Origin of the sequence: Actinocrispum sp. NPDC049592 (assembly GCF_040675465.1) — a bacterium.
In the GTDB taxonomy this organism is placed as follows: Bacteria; Actinomycetota; Actinomycetes; order Mycobacteriales; family Pseudonocardiaceae; genus Kibdelosporangium.
On the sequence record NZ_JBFAPA010000007.1, the window covers coordinates 1 to 13,976 of the forward strand.

15 protein-coding genes and 1 rRNA gene are annotated in these 13,976 nt (G+C 68.2%); 3 read left to right on the forward strand and 13 right to left on the reverse strand.

Translation table 11 applies throughout. The features are described from left to right. The first annotated feature begins 136 nt into the window (after positions 1-136). A 5S ribosomal RNA gene (rrf, locus tag AB0J95_RS18940) occupies positions 137-253 on the forward strand. Positions 254-423: 170 nt separating this feature from the next. Here the strand turns inward: rrf and AB0J95_RS18945 are convergent. The 5 genes from AB0J95_RS18945 to AB0J95_RS18965 all read right to left on the reverse strand — a co-directional run bounded on the left by AB0J95_RS18945 (position 424) and on the right by AB0J95_RS18965 (position 4,496). Continuing rightward, positions 424-1,008: an N-acetylmuramoyl-L-alanine amidase gene (locus tag AB0J95_RS18945; RefSeq protein ID WP_364758851.1), complete on the reverse strand. Its 585-nt coding sequence runs from the start codon at positions 1,006-1,008 to the stop codon at positions 424-426. A gap of 83 nt (positions 1,009-1,091) precedes the next feature. Continuing rightward, positions 1,092-1,922 (reverse strand): alpha/beta hydrolase, encoded by an 831-nt coding sequence (locus AB0J95_RS18950; RefSeq protein ID WP_364758854.1) that lies wholly within the window; start codon positions 1,920-1,922, stop codon positions 1,092-1,094. A gap of 200 nt (positions 1,923-2,122) precedes the next feature. After that, positions 2,123-2,470 carry an Lsr2 family protein gene (locus AB0J95_RS18955; protein ID WP_364758857.1) on the reverse strand — a complete coding sequence of 116 codons (348 nt, stop codon included), beginning with the start codon at positions 2,468-2,470 and terminating at the stop codon, positions 2,123-2,125. Between the two features lie 293 nt (positions 2,471-2,763). Further along, positions 2,764-3,219, reverse strand: a complete 456-nt coding sequence (locus AB0J95_RS18960; protein WP_364758860.1) for a MarR family transcriptional regulator — start codon at positions 3,217-3,219, stop codon at positions 2,764-2,766. Further along, positions 3,216-4,496, reverse strand: a complete 1,281-nt coding sequence (locus AB0J95_RS18965; protein WP_364759947.1) for a hypothetical protein — start codon at positions 4,494-4,496, stop codon at positions 3,216-3,218. The genes AB0J95_RS18960 and AB0J95_RS18965 overlap by 4 nt, the downstream gene beginning before the upstream one ends. Positions 4,497-4,828: 332 nt before the next feature. Between AB0J95_RS18965 and AB0J95_RS18970 the strand changes: the two genes are divergently transcribed. Then, positions 4,829-5,332, forward strand: a complete 504-nt coding sequence (locus AB0J95_RS18970; protein ID WP_364758862.1) for a DUF3145 domain-containing protein — start codon at positions 4,829-4,831, stop codon at positions 5,330-5,332. Between the two features lie 102 nt (positions 5,333-5,434). Continuing rightward, a complete protein-coding gene (locus tag AB0J95_RS18975) occupies positions 5,435-6,025 on the forward strand; it encodes a hypothetical protein (protein WP_364758865.1) in 591 nt (196 codons plus the stop codon). Here the strand turns inward: AB0J95_RS18975 and AB0J95_RS18980 are convergent. The 8 genes from AB0J95_RS18980 to AB0J95_RS19015 form a co-directional block, all read right to left on the reverse strand. Continuing rightward, positions 6,013-6,747, reverse strand: a complete 735-nt coding sequence (locus tag AB0J95_RS18980; RefSeq protein ID WP_364758867.1) for a hypothetical protein — start codon at positions 6,745-6,747, stop codon at positions 6,013-6,015. The two genes, AB0J95_RS18975 and AB0J95_RS18980, sit on opposite strands and share 13 nt — an antisense overlap. Further along, positions 6,740-7,609, reverse strand: coding sequence for a carbohydrate kinase family protein (locus AB0J95_RS18985; RefSeq protein ID WP_364758870.1), 870 nt, complete (start codon positions 7,607-7,609; stop codon positions 6,740-6,742). Before AB0J95_RS18985 ends, AB0J95_RS18980 begins: the two co-directional genes overlap by 8 nt. Next, the gene (locus tag AB0J95_RS18990; protein ID WP_364758873.1) at positions 7,606-8,178 is read right to left on the reverse strand and encodes an isochorismatase family cysteine hydrolase; all 573 of its coding nucleotides are present in this window, start codon (positions 8,176-8,178) and stop codon (positions 7,606-7,608) included. The genes AB0J95_RS18985 and AB0J95_RS18990 overlap by 4 nt, the downstream gene beginning before the upstream one ends. A 6-nt stretch (positions 8,179-8,184) precedes the next feature. Further along, complete coding sequence (locus AB0J95_RS18995; RefSeq protein WP_364758876.1) at positions 8,185-9,033, reverse strand: ABC transporter permease; 849 nt, start codon at positions 9,031-9,033, stop codon at positions 8,185-8,187. After that, positions 9,030-10,037 carry an ABC transporter permease gene (locus AB0J95_RS19000; protein ID WP_364758879.1) on the reverse strand — a complete coding sequence of 336 codons (1,008 nt, stop codon included), beginning with the start codon at positions 10,035-10,037 and terminating at the stop codon, positions 9,030-9,032. Before AB0J95_RS19000 ends, AB0J95_RS18995 begins: the two co-directional genes overlap by 4 nt. Then, positions 10,034-11,500, reverse strand: a complete 1,467-nt coding sequence (locus AB0J95_RS19005; protein ID WP_364758882.1) for an ABC transporter ATP-binding protein — start codon at positions 11,498-11,500, stop codon at positions 10,034-10,036. Before AB0J95_RS19005 ends, AB0J95_RS19000 begins: the two co-directional genes overlap by 4 nt. Then, positions 11,497-12,558: a BMP family ABC transporter substrate-binding protein gene (locus tag AB0J95_RS19010; RefSeq protein WP_364758885.1), complete on the reverse strand. Its 1,062-nt coding sequence runs from the start codon at positions 12,556-12,558 to the stop codon at positions 11,497-11,499. Before AB0J95_RS19010 ends, AB0J95_RS19005 begins: the two co-directional genes overlap by 4 nt. Positions 12,559-12,686: 128 nt before the next feature. After that, positions 12,687-13,916, reverse strand: coding sequence for a beta-ketoacyl-[acyl-carrier-protein] synthase family protein (locus tag AB0J95_RS19015; protein ID WP_364758888.1), 1,230 nt, complete (start codon positions 13,914-13,916; stop codon positions 12,687-12,689). Positions 13,917-13,976 lie beyond the last annotated feature (60 nt).

The window sequence follows — 13,976 nt, forward strand, 5'->3', positions numbered from 1 at the left end:
GATGGAAGCGCAGTAATGTGTGGAGTTGACTGGTACTAATAGGCCGAGGACTTGTCTACAAAGGTGTTACGCATCCACTGTACGGTTCTGAAACACCAAACCGCTGGTCACAGCTGTTTGGAGTGTTTCATAGTGTTACGGTGGTTTTAGCGGAGAGGAAACGCCCGGTCCCATTCCGAACCCGGAAGCTAAGCTTTCCAGCGCCGATGGTACTGCACTCGGTAGGGTGTGGGAGAGTAGGACACCGCCGTAGCTTACGTTTGATGAGGGCCTCGCTGAGTTTTACGCGAGGCCCTCATTCATGTTTCCGGACCTTGTGGACAGACCACTGTGGCCGGTCCGCACTCCGTTGCGGCACAACGGCCTCACGCGCACGGTCCACTGTGTCCATCCATACAGGACTGTTCGGGCGGGACTGTCCGGCTAGTTGTTCACCAGGCGCATGTACTTCGTCCAGTCCCAGTACGGGCCCGGATCGGTGTGGGTCGAGCCGGGGACTTCGATGTGGCCGATGATGTGCGATCGGTCCTTGGGGATGCGGTAGCGGTTGCAGACCGCTTTGGTGAGAGCCGCGGAGGCGGCGTACAGCTGGTCGGTGAACCACTGGGGCTGGTCGATCCAGCCCTCGTGCTCGATTCCGATACTGCGGGTGTTGTAGTCCCAGTTGCCGGCGTGCCAGCCGATGTTCTTCTCGCGCACCAACTGGGCGATGTGGCCATCGCCCGAGCGCACCAGGTAGTGGGACGACACTTTCCGGTTCGGGTCCTGGAAGATCGCGATCGCGTCCCCGTAGAACTCCTGGGTCACGTGGATCACCACGACATTCACCGGATAACTCGAAGGCCGGTTCGACACCGTGAAGTTGGACGTGCTCGCGGGCACCCACTCGGCGCCCGGATAGTCCACCGCGGCGGCCGCGACCGTCGCTGATGCAGGGACGGCAAGCGGAACACCGGCGACCAACGCGCCGGCCCCCGCCACCATCAGATTCCGACGGGACAACCTCATACCCCGCACCTAAGCCCCCGCCCACCCCGCCGTCAACAATCCCCAACAAACCTCACCCAATGGTTGGTCATTAACGACCAGGGTCAGGGTGTGGTGGGGGAGTTGAAGCACAGTGTCTGCAGGAACCGGACCGCGGTGGCGGCCACGCAGTCGGGGCACTCCGCGTGCGGGTAGTGGCCCGCTCCGCGCACGATCAGCACTTCGGCCGGGCCGCCTATCCGTTCGGCCGCGTACCGCGCCTCGTTCTCCGGGTTCGAGAAGTCGGGGTCCGCGTCGCCCATCACCACCAGCGTCGGGCAGGTGACGTCTGGCAGGGCCTGATCGGCGGTGTGGTGCCCGCTGCGCAGCATCGCCCGCACCGCGTCGAAACGGCCCGGCTCGGCGAGGTTGGCGGCCAGCAAACGGCGTCTGCGCGCGAGGTCCGCGGGCTTCTGCGGGCCGAACAGCCGGGCCCAGTAGCCGTTCCACACCCGGCGGCCGATCCACCGGCGGGTGATCAGCCACCGGCCGAACGCGCTCACCAGGCTGGCGGGCTGGTCCCGGACGAACGGCCCAGTCAGCACCAGGCCGGCAACGAGGCTGGGTTCGTTGGCGGCCGCGATGACAGCCGCGGCGGCACTGTAGCTGTTACCGAGCAGCACTGCTGGGCCCGCGTCCAGGGTCTCGGCCAGGCCGAGCAGGTCGGACGCCACATCCGTCTCGGTGTAGGACGGCCAGTGCGCCGAGGACTCGCCGTGGCCCCTCAGATCGGTGATGGCGACGGTGAAACCGGCGGCGACGAGCGGCTCGACGAGGTCATCGAAGGTGCTGCGCAGGTCGCCCAGACCGGGGGAGCAGATGACGAGCGGCCCCTGACCTCGTACCTCGTAGGCCAGCCGGCCGCCCGGTCTTTCCAGGAACTGTGTGGCACCCACCCGGCCGCCTCCCCTCGGGACTTTTGCTCCCATAAACCAAAGGCATAGCGGTGGCCGATGTCAATAACCGAAATCACGGCACGCGACAACCCGGCCACCGCTTGCTACCGATGGCGACGAGGGTGGTGACAGAACGTTTTCAACTGATCGCCCGGCCGGTACGGCCGCCCCGTGCCGTACCGGACATGGCAGAACCATCGTCAGCCCCCGTGGGCGTCCTTGAACTCGACCACCAGCGCGTGCGGCAGCCGGCCGCGCTCGGCCACGGTCTTGCCCTGCGCCCTGGCCCACTCGCGGATCGCCTGGTTCTGCGCCTGCTCCTCGCTGGACTTCTTCGAGGTGTCCCCGCCGGGGGCGATCCGCGTCTTGCGGCCCCCGATTCGCCGGGCGTGCGCGACATAATCGGCGAGCGAGTCGCGCAGCCGGGCGGCGTTCTGCGCCGAGAGGTCGATCTGGAACTCCACGCCGTCCAGCGTGAAGGCGACGGTCTCGTCCGCGATTCCGCCATCCAGGTCGTCGACCAACTCGACGACGGTCTTCTGTGCCACGGTTCCTCCGTGTGGTGAGATTCGGTCTTGTGCCCCAGCCCTGGAGTAATGATAGCCACGAAGTACCCGGGGAAATAAACCGCATCCGAAATATTACCTGTCCGATTTCCGGGCCACCCGGCGTGACCTGCGGCATCGGTTTTCCTACGGCGGTGGTAGCACCGGGGCCGGCCCGCGCCGATTGCCCGAGCCATCTAGCACATTGGGTTACCGGATGGATCGACTGTTCGGGCGCAACCGTGACGCCGGAGGCATCTAATAGCAGGGCGAATGCGTCAACTCGTCGCGCTGAGCTACGTCGGGTTCGCTTGATGGTAGGTATGCACCCTGGCCAGCAGTTCGTGAAGTACCGACCGTTCCGCCGCGCTCAGCGGCGCCAGCAACGCCTCGTTCAATTCGCGCAGCTGCGCCAGCCGGACCTCGAGTGCTTTGCGTCCGGGCGGCCTGATCGTCACCACATACCGGCGCCGGTCGGTTTCGTCACGGACCCGGTTGATCATGCCCCGTTCCTGCAAGTCGTCCAGAACCGAGACCAGATCACTCGGGTCGATCCGGAGTCTGGAGCTGATCTCTTTCTGGGACGCGGGGCCGAACTCGGTCAGCCCGGCCAGCACGGTCAGGTGCGGTGCGCGCAATGTCGGTCCGTGCACCCCGATCCCGATCCGGCGGGCATCCCGGACCACCTGCAACAACAGAAAACTCGGCAAGTCGAGCAGTTCGGCCGGAAGCGACTCCGCTGGCGGCGTCATGACGCGGGCAGCTTCAGTGCCCGGTCGGCGGATGTGACCAAGAGCGGGTCTTGGGCCGCCGAGGGCTTGTCCATCCAGACCGCCTGCACAATCCGGACCCGCAAATCGGCTTGGCTGGTTTTGTAGGCCGCCGAGTCGAAGATTGGCTTGCGGCCATCCGGCCAAGGTGTGCCATCCGCTGACAGATCGTTGACACTGCCGACACCCGTGGTATCGGCCAGCTTCCGGAATTGCCCCGCGGTAACGGCGTCCGGGAAGGTGAGATCCGCTACCAGTACGGCAACCGGTGCTTTGGCCGCGGTCGTTTCGTATCGGGTCCGGACCAATTGGACGCACTTGTGCGCCTGCAGCCACGCCTGCATGTCGCCGACGGTCCGTTGGGCACACTCCGTGTCCTTCGCCGATCCCTTCGACATGTACTGGATGCCGTCCACGGCCGCCGAACTCTGCTGCACGACCGGCACCGGCGCGCCGCTGGGGGCAGAACTGGACGAACCGCCCGAGGCGAGCACGGCGGCCACGATCCCGGTCAGCAGCAGTGCGCCGACCAGCGCGGCGGCGCCGATCGGCAGCCAGCCGTACTTCTTGGGCGTGGTCCGTGGCGCCGCCGACGGTTCGCGGGCGGCGGGCACCCGGGGGATCAGCATCGTGCTGGCCGCCGCCAGGCCGGTGGTGGAGACGGCGTCGAAGCCCTCGGCCAGCAGTTCTTCGACGCGCAACGGCGGCAGGTCCGGCGCCAGCGCGGCGAGCACGTCGTTCGCGCGGTTGGCCGGGCACCGGCGCTCGTACACGGCGAGCTCACGGGTCGCCGTGAGCAAAGTGGACGGCTCGGGATGCAGGATGCGGATACCGCGGGCGAGGTCGTTGCTGGGCTGGCTGACGCGGGCGACATACGGCCCGACGGCGATCACCGTGCCGATCGGCATCGGCTCCACCCGCTTGGCCTGCAGCAGCCGCGCCACGGCACCAGCGGCCGCCAGGGCCTCGGTGGCCGGGTTGACCGCGCCGTCCTCACGCACCAGCGGCCAGCCGTCGATCTTCCACTGCCCGCCGACCGGGGCGTCCATCCGCATCGCCGGGTCCGGCAGGTCCACGCCGACGATCACGACCAGCCCGCGCGGCAGCACCAGGATCGCGTCCACGGCCTCCGGGCAGTCCGGCGGCGTGCAGCCGAGCAGGGCGATCCCGCCGGCCACCTGTTCGCCGCGGCCCCACGAGGCGAGCGCGGCGCGGACGTCGGCACCGACCGCGGACGTCTCGTCCCCGAGCCGCACCATGCGCACGGCCGCACCTCCCCTCGCCAGGACGCACCACGGTACTGCCGTCATAGCCGGTACTCGGCGACCGGGACGGCAGTAGTGGCCGCGAGCGCATCGTGGTAGTCCGCCCGTCGGCAAAATTGCCCGCACGGTAAGACACGCCAAGCGCGACACGCCGTGAATTCGGGCCTCGATCGAGTGACTGGTGTGTCTTCTGATCGTTCGTGTGGCGAAATTGCACGGTGAGGAGGCACAATAGGCGCCGGGTACGACTTGTACACACGGTGGACCACACGCTTTCGCGAGGTCGTAGGGGAAGACGTCTCCTCGTCGAGTAGCGGAGGTCAGCAGTGAGCACAAGTGGCAGCACCCGTGGCGTGGTGTACGTCCACTCGTCGCCGTCTGCGGTTTGTCCGCACGTCGAGTGGGCGATTTCGGGCACCCTCGGTGTCCGGGCCGAGCTGAAGTGGACCGCCCAGCCGGCGGCCACTGGTCAGCTGCGGTCCGAATGCTCGTGGACCGGTGAGGCCGGCACGGGCGGCAAGCTCGCGGCCGCGTTGCGCGCCTGGCCGATGCTCCGGTTCGAGGTCACCGAGGAACCAAGCCCGGGCGTCGACGGTGAGCGGTTCTGCTTCGCGCCCGGTCTGGGCCTCTGGCGTGCCCGCACGTCGGCCAACGGCGACATCGTGGTCTCCGAGGACCAGCTGCGCGCGGTCGCCGCGGCCAGCCGGGGCGGCGAGTCGTTCGTGCACAAGGTGGACGAGCTGCTGGGTTCGTCCTGGGACGAGGCGCTGGAGCCGTTCCGCCGGGCCGGCGACGGCGCTCCGGTGACCTGGCTGCACCGGGTGGGATGAACAACGCGCCGGCTGAGCGGGGTCGACTGAACAGCGTCGACGGATCCATGGCACTCTCGAATGGTGCAACCGATCTCCGCTTCGCGATCGCCGAGGTTATGGGTGGTCCTGCTGGGTGTCGCCGTGCTCACGGCGGCGGGCGCCTTCGCGGCCCGGGAGTTCTACCGGTCGCGCGCTGAGGCGCAGCCCAGCCAGCCGGTGATCCTCACGACCCCCACGACGACGCCGGGCGGCAGCACACCGCCCAGCACCAGCAAACCGAAACCGCCCGGGCCGCGGCAGGTCGCGGCGACCTCGGACGCGGGCAGCCACCCGCAGTACGCCGAGATCTCGCAGATGCTGCAGAACTACTTCGACGGCATCAACGACAAGAAGTACGCGGTGTGGCGCAGTGCCGTCACCCGCGCCCGGGCATCGGATCTGCCCGAGGAGAAGTGGAACTCGGACTACGCGTCCACCAAGGACGGCAACATCGTCGTGTACCGCATCACCGCGACGCAGCGGGGCCTGAGCGTGCTCGTGACCTTCACCAGCACGCAGAAGGTGACCGACGCGCCGCAGGAGCTGCCGTCCGACTGCATCGACTGGAGCATCGTGCTGCCGGTGGTCAAAGAGGACGGTAGCTGGCGGATCGACAGCGGCGCGGAGAGCCGCTCGCCCCGGCACGAGAAGTGCGGGACTCAGACCTCCTGAAGCGCGGTCAGACCCGTCTCCAGCAGCGCGAGCTCGGCCTCGGCGCGGCCTTCGCCGAGCTTCTGCTGGGTGAGACCGTCCACACTGGCCAGGCACAGCGACGCCGCCCGCGCCCCGACCGCCCGGGCCACCACGAGCACGGCGGACGTCTCCATGTCGACCGCACGCACCCCGTACCGGCCCAGTTCTTCCATCCGGGCCCGCGTCTCGTCGGCTCGCGCCGGTTCGGCGGCGAACATCTCGGTGTAGAAGCCGTCGTAGGAGGCGATCAGCCCGGCGGTCCATGATCGTGTCCCGCCGGCGAGCACCGACCGCAGCGCGGTGTTCAGCTCGTGGTCCGGGATCGCCGGGTAGGCCATTGGCAGATATGTGCCAGAGGTCGACTCGTGCCGCACACCGCCTTCCGCCAGCACGAAGTCACCCAATGGTGTGCCGCCGACGCCGAGCACCGTGCCCAGCCGCAGGAACGTCCGCACGCCGAGCATGGCCAGTTCGTGCAGGACGACCCCGGCGATCGGCGCACCCATCCCGAACGCCGCCACAGTCACCGGTTTACCGCCGTATGTGCCGGTGACCGCGGTGAGCCCACGGTCCTGGTTGAGCACGACGGGGTCTGTTAGCAGTGTGGCGGCCTTCTCGACCCGGCCACGGTCACCGACCAGCACGGCCCGGTCCGCGACCTCGTCCGCGGAACACCGCAGGAACCAGGCGCGGTCAGGCATTCGACGGCAGCCGCTCGAGCAGCAGCCCGGTCGCCGCGGCGACCCCGCGCTCCGCCGCCTGCCGGGTCTCGGTCGGGTGTTCCAGCAGGCTGGCCACCATGCCGGCGAAGAACATGTCACCCGCGCCGGTCGTGTCCACCGCGTCGATCTCCGTGCACGGCACCATGTCGTGTAGGTCGCCGCGCCAGATCCGGACCCCGGCGGGGCCGTGCGTCTCGGCCAGCAGCGCGTCCGGGCGGGTGCGTTCGAGCAGCGTGCGCGGGGCGACGATGCGGTCGAGGAACACCCGCTCGCGGGCGCTGAAGCTGACCACACTCGCTCGCGACAAAATCCGGTGCACGACGCCGGGGGAGTAGGCGTCCGGGTCGCCCTTCACCCCCCAGGCCAGCTGCTGGCCGTCGGTCAGCATGTCGAGAATCTCGACGTTGGCGGGGCGGGGGCCGACCATCAGGCAGACCCAGTCGCAGTCGGCCACGATCTCGCGCTGCAGCTCGGTGAGGTTGCCCGCGGCCCGGTCGCCCGGGTCATAGACGACCACTGTCTCGCCGTCAGGCCCGTAGAACAGAAAACACGACGGTGTGCGCACGCTGTCTGTGGAGACACCCGTGACGTCGACGCCGTACGAGCCGAGCCGTTCGATGTACTCCTTGCCTGGCTCGTCCGACCCGACCCACGTGATCGCGTGCACCTGGTGCCCGGCTGCGGCCAGGCCACGCGCGGTGTGCGCGATCCCGCCGATGCCCGGCCAGGGGTCGGACAGACGTCGTTTGATCAGTGTGGTGCCGGAGGCCGCACGGAACTCGTCACACTCCATCGAGTGATCCATGCTGGCGTATCCGACCACCGCGACCCGGCTGCTCACAGTCGCTCCCATGCCTGCTCGACCGAAACCACCGAACCGAAGTACCGGTCGATGTCCTCCAGCGAGGCCTCGGCGAGGTGCGGGCGGTTCGAGTTGGTGGCTTCCCTGGCCAAGAGGATCTCATAGCCCGCCGCGAAGGCGTCCTGGATCGTCGCCCGCACGCACACGTTCGTCTTCACCCCGGCGAAGACCAGGCTTCGCACGCCCTGTTCACGCAGCAGCAGGTCAAGGTCGGTGCCGTAGAACGCGGAGTACCGGCGCTTGGGCAGCTCGACCTCCCGCGGCGAGTCGATGGGCTCGAACCCGGCCACATACGGGGACTGGTCGTCGCCGATCTCACAGTGCACCGGGATCTTGCGGTGCTCGAAGTCGGCGAGGCCCGGCCGGTGCCGCTCGACCGCGTGCACGACCAGTCGTTCCTGGTCACGGGCCCGGGTCAGCAGCGACTTGATCGGGTCGAGGGCGTTGACCGAGTCCGGGTAGTAGGCCGGCCTGCCCGGCTCGAAGAACGCTTCGAGCACGTCGATCACGATTAACGCGGTGTCGTTGGCCGCGCTGTCATTGGCCATTGTTCGTCAGCCTGCCCTTCGAGCCTTTCCCCGAGAATCGCGAACGGCGGTAGCCGTCAAAACCACGACAACCACAACATACGGCAGCGTCTGGATGAGCTGGGCGGGCACTCCTTCGGTCTGCAGCCTGGCCTGGCCGGCGTCGAACACCGCGAACAGCAGGCAGGCCAGCGCGGTGGCCCAAGGCCGGGATCTGCCGAAATAGAACGCGGCCAGCGCGATGAATCCGCGCCCGGCCACCATGTCCTCGTTGAAAAGGCCGACCTGGCCCAGAACCAGGTGTGCCCCGGCCATTCCGGCCAGCACGCCGGCGAGAACCCCGGCGGTGTCCCGGATCCGGTTCACCGGCAGGCCGAGCGCGCCCGCCGCGTCGAACCCGTCGCCGGTCGCGCGCAGCCGCAGTCCCGCAGCGGTGTGCCGGAGTGCCCACGTGATCGCCGGGATCAGCACGATGGCCAGCCAGAACAACGGATCCATGCCGAGGATCTCCGGCAGCGGGTCCAGGCCGTTGACCCGCAGCGTTCCCGACACGTCGAAGACGCTGCGCAGCAGGTAGCCGATCAGGCCGCTGATGACGATGGTGAACCCGAGACCGGCGATGATCTCGTTGGCGCCCAGCCTCGTGATGCACAACGACATCAACAACCCCAACAGTCCGCCCGTCGCCCCGGCCGCGAGCGTGCCGAGGAACCAGCCCTGCTGCGACACGATCGCGCCGATCAGCGCGCCGCCGAGCATCTGTCCTTCCAGACCGATGTTCACCACGCCGCTGACGCGGTGCAGCAGGCCACCGAGCGCGGCCAGCACCAAGGGCGTCCACAGCAGCAACGAGGAATGCAGCAGGCCCTGGATCACCGCTGCCTCCACAACCGGATCACCGCGAAGATCATCACCGTGCCGGACAACACATCCACGATGTCCAGCGGGATGTCGCTGAACAGCTGGGCGGTGGTGCCCGCCGAGGCCAGCGCGCCGAACAGGATCGCGCCGACCACGACGCCGATCGCGCTGTTGCGCCCGATCAGCGCCACGGCGATGCCGGTAAAGCCGTAACCAGGCGAAAAGCCGTCGACGAACCGGTGCACGATGCCCAGGGCGTGGGTGGCGCCGCCGAGCCCGGCGATCGCGCCGGAAAGCAGCATCGACACGATGATCACACGACTGGTGTTGATTCCTTGTGCCGCGGCGAATCGCGCGTTGAGGCCGGTCTGGCGCAGCTCGTAGCCGAGCATCGACAACCGGATCCACGCGGCATACCCGCCGGTCAGGATCAGTCCAATGAGGACACCGGAGGTCAATGCGTAGGGCGGCAGCAGGTCGGGCAGCCAGTTCGGTTGCGGGATCAGCGGTGTCGCCGAGTTCGCGACGCCCCTGGCCTGCAGGAACGAGGTCACCAGCCAGCCGGTCAGCCCGGTGACCACGAAGTTGAACATCAACGTGGTCACCACCTCGTCGACGTTCCAGCGCGCCTTCAACCAGCCGGGAACCGCGCTGACCGCGACACCCGCGGCCGCTCCGGCCAGCATCGCCACCGGAATCGCCAGCGGGCCAGGCATTTTCGCGGCCACGGTCGCGGTGACCAGGCCGCCCATGATGAAGCCGCCCTCGACACCGACGTTGAACACGCCCGCGCGGAACGCGATCGCCGTGGCCAGGCCAGTGAACAGCAGGGGAGTCGCGGAGGACAGCGTGGATGCGATCCGGTCGGTGCCGCCGAACGCCTCCCGGACCAGCAGCTGGTAGAAGTCGAACGGGTTGTGCCCGGTCGCGAGCAGCACGAACCCGCCGAGCACCAACGCGATGACGAACGGCACCACCGCGCGCAGCACCGGCTTGACCTGCAGCCGGATCTCGGTCATGGACGCCGTCCGAGCATCAGGTCGCCGACCGCGGCGCGGCTTTCCGGGCCACCGGGCACCTCACCGGCGACCTCGCCGCGGTGCAGCACGATCACCCGGTCGCTCAACGACAACAGCTCATCGAGTTGTTCGGAGACCAGCAGGATGCCGGACCCGTGATCGCGAAGTTCCCTCAACCGGGTGTGGATGTACGACTCACCGAGGACATCCACCCCTCGGGTGGGACCGGCGGCTACCAGGAGTGGCGGCTTGCGGTCGAGTTCCCGGCCGATGATCAGGCGTTGCTGGTTGCCGCCGGACAATGTCCGCACCGGCGCCGAAGTCTTTCCGTGGCGCACCGAATAGCCGGTGAGGATCCGTTCGACCTGACTGCGAACGCGCGCCGGGGACAGCCAGCCGAAGTTCCCGAGCGTGCGATGGGTTCCGGCGATTGTGTTGTCGGTCAGCGAGGCATCGAGCGCCAGGCCTTCGGTGTGCCGGTCACCGGAAACGTAACCGAGCCCCGCGGCCCGGCGGCGAGCCACCGAGAAACCGGAGATGTCCTTGCCGGACAGGGAAATCCGGCCGGGCGCGGGGCGCAGGCCGACGATTCGCTCGACGAGTTCCTCCTGGCCGTTGCCGGCCACGCCGGCGATACCGACGATCTCCCCGGAATGAACGGTCAGCGAAATCCCGGCCAGGTCGTCGACGGCCAGCACCGGATCGCCGATCTCGGCGGAAGACGGGAACTCGCCGGACCCGACATGCTCACCGACCACCGAAGTCACCAGCTCGTCCCGGGAAAACCCGGTGGCGGGGCGGGTGTCGACGACTTCGCCGTGCCGCAGAACGGTGATGACGTCCGCCACGGCCAGAACTTCGTCGAGTTTGTGGCTGATGAAAACAACGGTCCGGCCCGCGTCCCGCAGGCCGCGCAACAACCGCAACAGCTCGGTCACCTGAGCGGGCGCGAGAGCGGCGGTCGGCTCGTCCAGAATAAGAACGTCGGCACCCCGCCGGAGCGCCCGCAAGATCTCCACCTGCTGGCGCACGCTCACCGAAACATCGGCCGCCAGACAATCCCACGGCACCTCGACACCGGCCGTGGAGGCCAGTTCGTCCGCGGATTTCCGGGCCTCGGTCCAGTCGATCCGCAGGCCCTTGCGCGGCTCCGAGCCGAGCACGAGGTTCTCCAGCAGGGAAAGCGACCGGATCATCGCCAGTTCCTGTTGCACCAGCCCGATTCCCCGGGCGATCCCGTCCGCCGGGCCGCGCAGCCGGACCGGGGTGGAATCGATCACCACGGTGCCGGAGTCGGGCTGATCCAGGCCGTAAAGAATCCGCATTAATGTGGTTTTGCCGGCGCCGTTCTCCCCGACGACGGCATGCACCGTTCCGGCCGCGACCGAAAGGGTGACGCGGGAGTTCGCCCGAACGGCACCGAATGCCCGCGAGACCTCCCGCGCCCCCAGCCGGATCGTCATCCCGTCAGCCAGGACGGATAACCCTGGTCGATCACGTTCCACACCTTCAGCTGACCCGAGATGATCTTCTGCTTCAGGTCGGCCACCTTGGCCTGGATCGCCTCGGGGATCTCCTTGCGGGTGAACTCGAAGTCGGTCAGGCCCACGCCGCCCTCGGCCAGGCCGAGCGTGATCGTCGTGCCGCCGGGGAACTTGCCGTCTGCGTACAGCTCGATCACCTTGCGCACGGCCAGATCGGTCCGCTTGAGCACGCTGGTCAGCACGAACCCGGGAGCCAGCTTGTCCTGGTTGTCGTCGACGCCGATGGCGTAGTGGTTGTTCTTCTTCGCCGACTGGATCACGCCCGCGCCGGTCCCGCCCGCCACCGAGTACACGATGTCCGCGCCCTGCTGGAACATGGTGTCGGCCAGCTGCTGGCCCTTGTTCGGGTCACCGAAGGAGTTGCTGTACGCGGTGAGCACCTCGACGCTGGGGTCGGCTTCGTGCGCGCCCTGGATGTAGCCGGACAGGAACTTGTCGATGCCGACCGACTTGGTGCCGCCGATCACGCCGATCTTCTTGTCCGCGTTGATCTTCGGGTTACCGGTCTGGGTGGTCATCAACGCCGCCAGCGCACCGGCGAGGTAGGACGAGTCGTGCTCGTTGAACAGCACCGACGCGATGTTCGAACCGTTGATCTTGTTGTTCAGGAACACCCAGCTGACCTGCGGGTAGGCCTGCGCGATGGCAGGCAGGATCTCGCCGTGCGAGAATTCCAGGTCGATCACCAGCCCGACGCCCGAGGTGCCGGCCCGGCGCAGCAGCGGTTCGCCCTGCGCGACCACGTCGGCCGACTCGATGGTCTGCCCCTCGAGCCCCTTCTCCTGGTTCGCCGCTTTGAATCCGGACATGGCGAGGTCGTTGTACGACTCGTCGCCGAGGCCGCCCTGCGCGATCACGATGGCGACCTTCTTGTTCGCCGCCGCGGCGGAGGGCGGGGCGGATGTCCCCGACGACCCACAGGCCGCCACGAGCGACAGCACCGACAGCAGGCTTAACGAGACCAGACGGGTTCGCATAGTCCCGGAACTTACACCGACGGTATTCACACCGAGACTCCCCTTGTTGGCAATGGCCAGCAAGGGGAGCGATGTTTTGTCGGAACTCTCGTGCGATTTCCGGGAAATCGCACATGCGTGCGAACTCGTCAGGCGGAGGTGAAGGCCAGTGCGACGTTGTGCCCGCCGAACCCGAACGAGTCGTTCACGGCGGCCTTCAGGTCCATCTTGCGGGGCTGCCCGGCCACGACCTCCTGGGAGACACCGGGGTCGACGGTTTCCAGGTTGAGCGTCGCGGGCACCACACTGTCCTGAATGGACAGAACGGTGACCAGCGCCTCGATCGCGCCCGCGGCGCCGAGCGTGTGACCGAGCGCGCCCTTGGGCGCGGTCAGCACCGGGTGCTCGCCGATCGCCTTGCGGATCGCGATGGTCTCGGTGACGTCACCGACCACAGTGGACGTCGCGTGGCAGTTGACGTGCCCGACGTCGGCGGGGTCGATGCCGCCGGTGCGCAGCGCGGTGCTGATCGCCCTGGCCTGGCCGGAACCCTCCGGGTCCGGCGCGGTGATGTGGTAGCCGTCGGAGCTGGTGCCCACGCCCGCGAGCCGCGCGTAGATCTTCGCGCCGCGCGCCCTGGCGTGCTCCTCCAGTTCCAGCACCAGGATCCCGGCGCCCTCGCCCAGCACGAAGCCGTCCCGGTGGATGTCGAACGGGCGGGAGGCCTTGTCCGGCTCGTCGTTGCGCGTGCTCATGGTGCGCGCCTGGCAGAACCCGGCCATGGTGATGCCGGCGATCGCGGCCTCCGCGCCACCGGCCACGACCACGTCCGCCTCGCCCGACTTGAGCATCCGGTACGCCCAGGCGATCGCCTCGGCGCCGGACGCGCAGGCGGACACCGGGGCGTGCACCCCGGCGCGGGCCTTCAGTTCGATGCCGACGTGCGCCGCCGGCCCGTTGGGCATCAGCATCGGGACGGTCAGCGGTGAGACCTTGCGCAGCCCGGGACCCTCCAGCAGGTCGTCCTGGTTGAGCAGGGTGGACGCGCCGCCGATGCCGGTGCCGATGATCACCGCGAGCCGCTCGGGGTCCACGGCGCCCTCGTCGAGCCCCGAGTCCTTCCACGCCTCCCGCGACGCGATGACCGCGACCTGCTCGCAGCGGTCCAGCCTGCGGGCCTCTACCCGGGGCAGCACCTCGGTCGGGTCGACGGCGAGGGTGGCGGCGATCCGGGTGGGCAGATCGAAGTCGGCCACCCACTGTGCGTCCAAAGTGGACACACCGCTGCGACCAGCCAGCATCGCGTCCCATGTGGACGCGACGTCGCCGCCGAGCGGTGTGGTCGCGCCCAGTCCGGTGATGACGATGTCGTTGCTCATTACTTCCTTCTCCGCCCTTGGTCCCGGTCCGACGCCGCCTCGCCTAGCTGGCTGGTCCGG

What these genes read in the sequence shown, in the direction of transcription:
- AB0J95_RS19000 (WP_364758879.1), bottom strand. Translation starts at nt 10,037, where the DNA reads ATGACCGAGATCCGGCTGCAGGTCAAGCCGGTGCTGCGCGCGGTGGTG.
- AB0J95_RS18980 (WP_364758867.1), bottom strand. Translation starts at nt 6,747, where the DNA reads ATGCCTGACCGCGCCTGGTTCCTGCGGTGTTCCGCGGACGAGGTCGCG.
- AB0J95_RS18965 (WP_364759947.1), bottom strand. Translation starts at nt 4,496, where the DNA reads ATGGTGCGGCTCGGGGACGAGACGTCCGCGGTCGGTGCCGACGTCCGC.
- AB0J95_RS18960 (WP_364758860.1), bottom strand. Translation starts at nt 3,219, where the DNA reads ATGACGCCGCCAGCGGAGTCGCTTCCGGCCGAACTGCTCGACTTGCCG.
- AB0J95_RS19010 (WP_364758885.1), bottom strand. Translation starts at nt 12,558, where the DNA reads ATGCGAACCCGTCTGGTCTCGTTAAGCCTGCTGTCGGTGCTGTCGCTC.
- AB0J95_RS19005 (WP_364758882.1), bottom strand. Translation starts at nt 11,500, where the DNA reads ATGACGATCCGGCTGGGGGCGCGGGAGGTCTCGCGGGCATTCGGTGCC.
- AB0J95_RS18990 (WP_364758873.1), bottom strand. Translation starts at nt 8,178, where the DNA reads ATGGCCAATGACAGCGCGGCCAACGACACCGCGTTAATCGTGATCGAC.
- AB0J95_RS19015 (WP_364758888.1), bottom strand. Translation starts at nt 13,916, where the DNA reads ATGAGCAACGACATCGTCATCACCGGACTGGGCGCGACCACACCGCTC.
- AB0J95_RS18945 (WP_364758851.1), bottom strand. Translation starts at nt 1,008, where the DNA reads ATGAGGTTGTCCCGTCGGAATCTGATGGTGGCGGGGGCCGGCGCGTTG.